This is a genomic window from Aestuariivirga sp. (genome assembly GCF_037139295.1).
Classification (GTDB): Bacteria; Pseudomonadota; Alphaproteobacteria; order Rhizobiales; family Aestuariivirgaceae; genus Aestuariivirga.
The window spans coordinates 1-2,737 of the sequence record NZ_JBAXGR010000236.1; the positions used below are offsets into that span (position 1 = coordinate 1).

The 2,737-nt window shown below is 56.2% G+C and carries 3 protein-coding genes; all 3 read left to right on the forward strand.

The genetic code is table 11. The annotated features are described in order from the left end of the window. The first annotated feature begins 1,279 nt into the window (after positions 1 to 1,279). Positions 1,280 to 1,516 carry a hypothetical protein gene (locus WCJ41_RS21320; protein WP_336907850.1) on the forward strand — a complete coding sequence of 79 codons (237 nt, stop codon included), beginning with the start codon at positions 1,280 to 1,282 and terminating at the stop codon, positions 1,514 to 1,516. Between the two features lie 308 nt (positions 1,517 to 1,824). Next, the gene (locus tag WCJ41_RS21325; RefSeq protein ID WP_336907851.1) at positions 1,825 to 2,190 is read left to right on the forward strand and encodes a hypothetical protein; all 366 of its coding nucleotides are present in this window, start codon (positions 1,825 to 1,827) and stop codon (positions 2,188 to 2,190) included. Between the two features lie 255 nt (positions 2,191 to 2,445). Continuing rightward, on the forward strand, positions 2,446 to 2,737 hold a 292-nt coding region (locus tag WCJ41_RS21330; protein ID WP_336907852.1), incomplete at its 3' end, for a recombinase family protein.

A 2,737-nucleotide genomic window follows, 5' to 3' on the forward strand; every position in this document is an offset into this window, starting at 1 on the left:
TGCGGCGGTGGATGTTGCCGGATCAGCCATCGCAACATGACATCATTGGACCCGCGACGGACCAGTTCTTATATGTTTTCTAGCTGCACATCTCACTTGGGAGGCACTTTGGGCATGGCGAGTACGAACGCACGCGCGCAGCACGAGGTCGATGCAATAGAGGTCGCCGGCATTAAGCCGCTTTCGGAGGGCGACACATCATCAATCGCGCGCCATACTTCTGAGCAACCCCGCCAGAATACGCCGGATGCCGGTCAGCGGAGGGAACTCGCCCATATTCGGAGCCCAGGAGGTTCATGGATCGAAAGATTACGCGCCTGCAAGGTGCAGCCACCCCTAACGGTGGCGCCAGACATGGCGCGCCGCCTAACCCGCGCAGGTGTGCCGGAGTCCATTGTCGCGCAGCTGCCGCCAGACTTCCAATCTGATCCGTGGCTTCCAAAGCTGGTGGCGCTGCCGGGCGTGCCCTACGACCGCCATGAGTACCTCTCCACAAAGATGGTCTTCATCGCGCTAGGGGAGCACGGCAGCGCTAACAAGGCGGCTAGGTTAGCCAAGGTGATGCGAGCACTAGGCTGGGAACGTTGCAAACTATATCCCCACCTCGGCTTCGGTCGTACCGTAGTGAGAGGCTTTCGACGTTCAGTTTCCCCTTCGAAAGCCGGTCACCCTCAAGACGTTACTTCGTGAAGTAAAGAAATGCGGTTCGTCACGAATATCAAAGGATCTATCACAGCACGTCTGCCGATTGGGTAGCCCCATTGCTCGTTGATCAAAGGGCTACGTTGATAATTGATGGCCCGTTTGCCCAGCCGACCTTACGGACCCTGCAGCCCCGGCCGACGCGATAGAGACAGCTTTCAACATCATCGTGCGTAGCAGCCAGTCAGCTCATGCAGAGCCCGCCATGCAACCATAACACCGCCTGAGGATCCCTGAATCGAAAAGCTGCGCGCATGTCATGATGTTATGTACATGGACGGCCTGAAACAGATCTTATGGGCGGATATTGTCAACCGCCTACCGTCTACCAGATGTCCCGTTTAACCAGACGTTTGGCCAAACTCCAGCAGGAGCTTGCCTGGCACCGCGTCAGATGCGAGCACCCAATGTCTAAGGGTGCTCCCCCAAGCTTATATGCAAGCCAATGTACAGTCTCAACATAACACTATAACAAGACGCTCAACGGAAGCAGACATGTCATTTGTAAAGGCCGAAAGGCAGGTAGGACACATCACCTCTTGCTAAAGCGAAGACCAAGAGCGCCCTGCTAAAGGTATTGGCGCGGGGCTTCCGCTGGCGGAAACTGCTGGAGACCGGCCACTTCGCCACCATCCAGGAAATTGCAGAGGCTGAGAACATCAACCCGTCTTATGTCAGCTGGCTGCTCCGTATGACACTGTTGGCGCCGGAGATCGTGGAAGCGATACTGGCTGGCACTCAGCCCGCTGGATTGACCAGGGCAACGGTGATGAAGCCGTTTCCGTTGGAATGGCAGCGCCAAGTATTCTCATGATGTCGCGAACCGTTCCGAATTTCCCGAGCGCGCGTTACAGATTTGGGATGCGCTTTAACCGCATGTCCGTCCTAACGTTATGGATTGCCCTGGCAGTATCTATCGGCACCAACGCCAGGGATTCCACGAACGCTACCGGGCAGTGGGTAGAGTCATATCTCCTATCTATTGCCTCCCAATAGGCGCAAGGTCTGAAACAAGGCGAGTCAACCGGCAGATTTCAGGACAATCGTCCCGTTTCAGCTTCAATGGCGATGTGCCTGGTGGGCGAGGAATTCTCCTCCCCTGAGAGACAGGAGACCAATCACATGGCTATGCCTCAGTATCTTCAAGGAGAGTCACTGACGCGGCTGCTTCAGGGTGCGGCAGTTGGTTTTGTTGCAACACTTGTTGTCGGCTTCAGTTGGGGTGGCTGGATGCTTGGGAGCTCCGCCAGTAAGATGGCCGACGTCACCGCCAAGAGTGCTGTTGTCGCCGCAATTGCACCGATATGTGTCCAGCAGTTCCAGAGCAGCGCGGAAGCCGCCACGAACATGGTAGAGCTGAAGAAGGCCGGCACGTACCAACAGGCAACCTTCATTGAAAAGGGCGGCTGGGCCATGATGCCGGGCAGTACAGACGTCAGTCCGGGCGTATCACAAGCATGTGCGAAATTATTGAATGACCTAAAGTAATCGGATCCTAGACGCAATCTGGACCGGCAACACGGCTGCTTCCTCGTACACGTGTGGTGCTAGCGCTCTTTTGCGTTATGCAGCATTCGAAGAGTGTCGGTGGTCAAAGTGCTGTTCCACGGCTCAAGGCGGTCGTTCTAACCATCTCCGCCCAAGCCCTGCTGCGCGTTGCTCACAGCGCCCGGAAATCAGGCGAGACTGAAGTGTTACCGTTTGAATACCTCTCGCAAAAAAAGCAGAACCGCTTCGCTCCGTATTGACCTGCCCTCTAGCGGCTCCTCTATCGAGGACGGGCTCGTCGACGTCGTGGTGGTCTACAAGATCGACCGTCTGTCGCGTTCGTTGATGGACTTTTCCAAGTTGGTCGAGGTGTTCGACCGCAACAACGTCACTTTCGTATCAGTCACCCAGTCCTTCAACACCACCACGTCCATGGGGCGGCTAACCCTCAATATTCTTCTGTCCTTCGCCCAGTTCGAGCGCGAAGTGACGGCGGAGCGCATCCGGGACAAGGTCAAGGCAAGCCGGATGAAGGGCATCTTCATGG

What these genes read in the sequence shown, in the direction of transcription:
- WCJ41_RS21325 (WP_336907851.1), top strand. Translation starts at nt 1,825, where the DNA reads ATGGCTATGCCTCAGTATCTTCAAGGAGAGTCACTGACGCGGCTGCTT.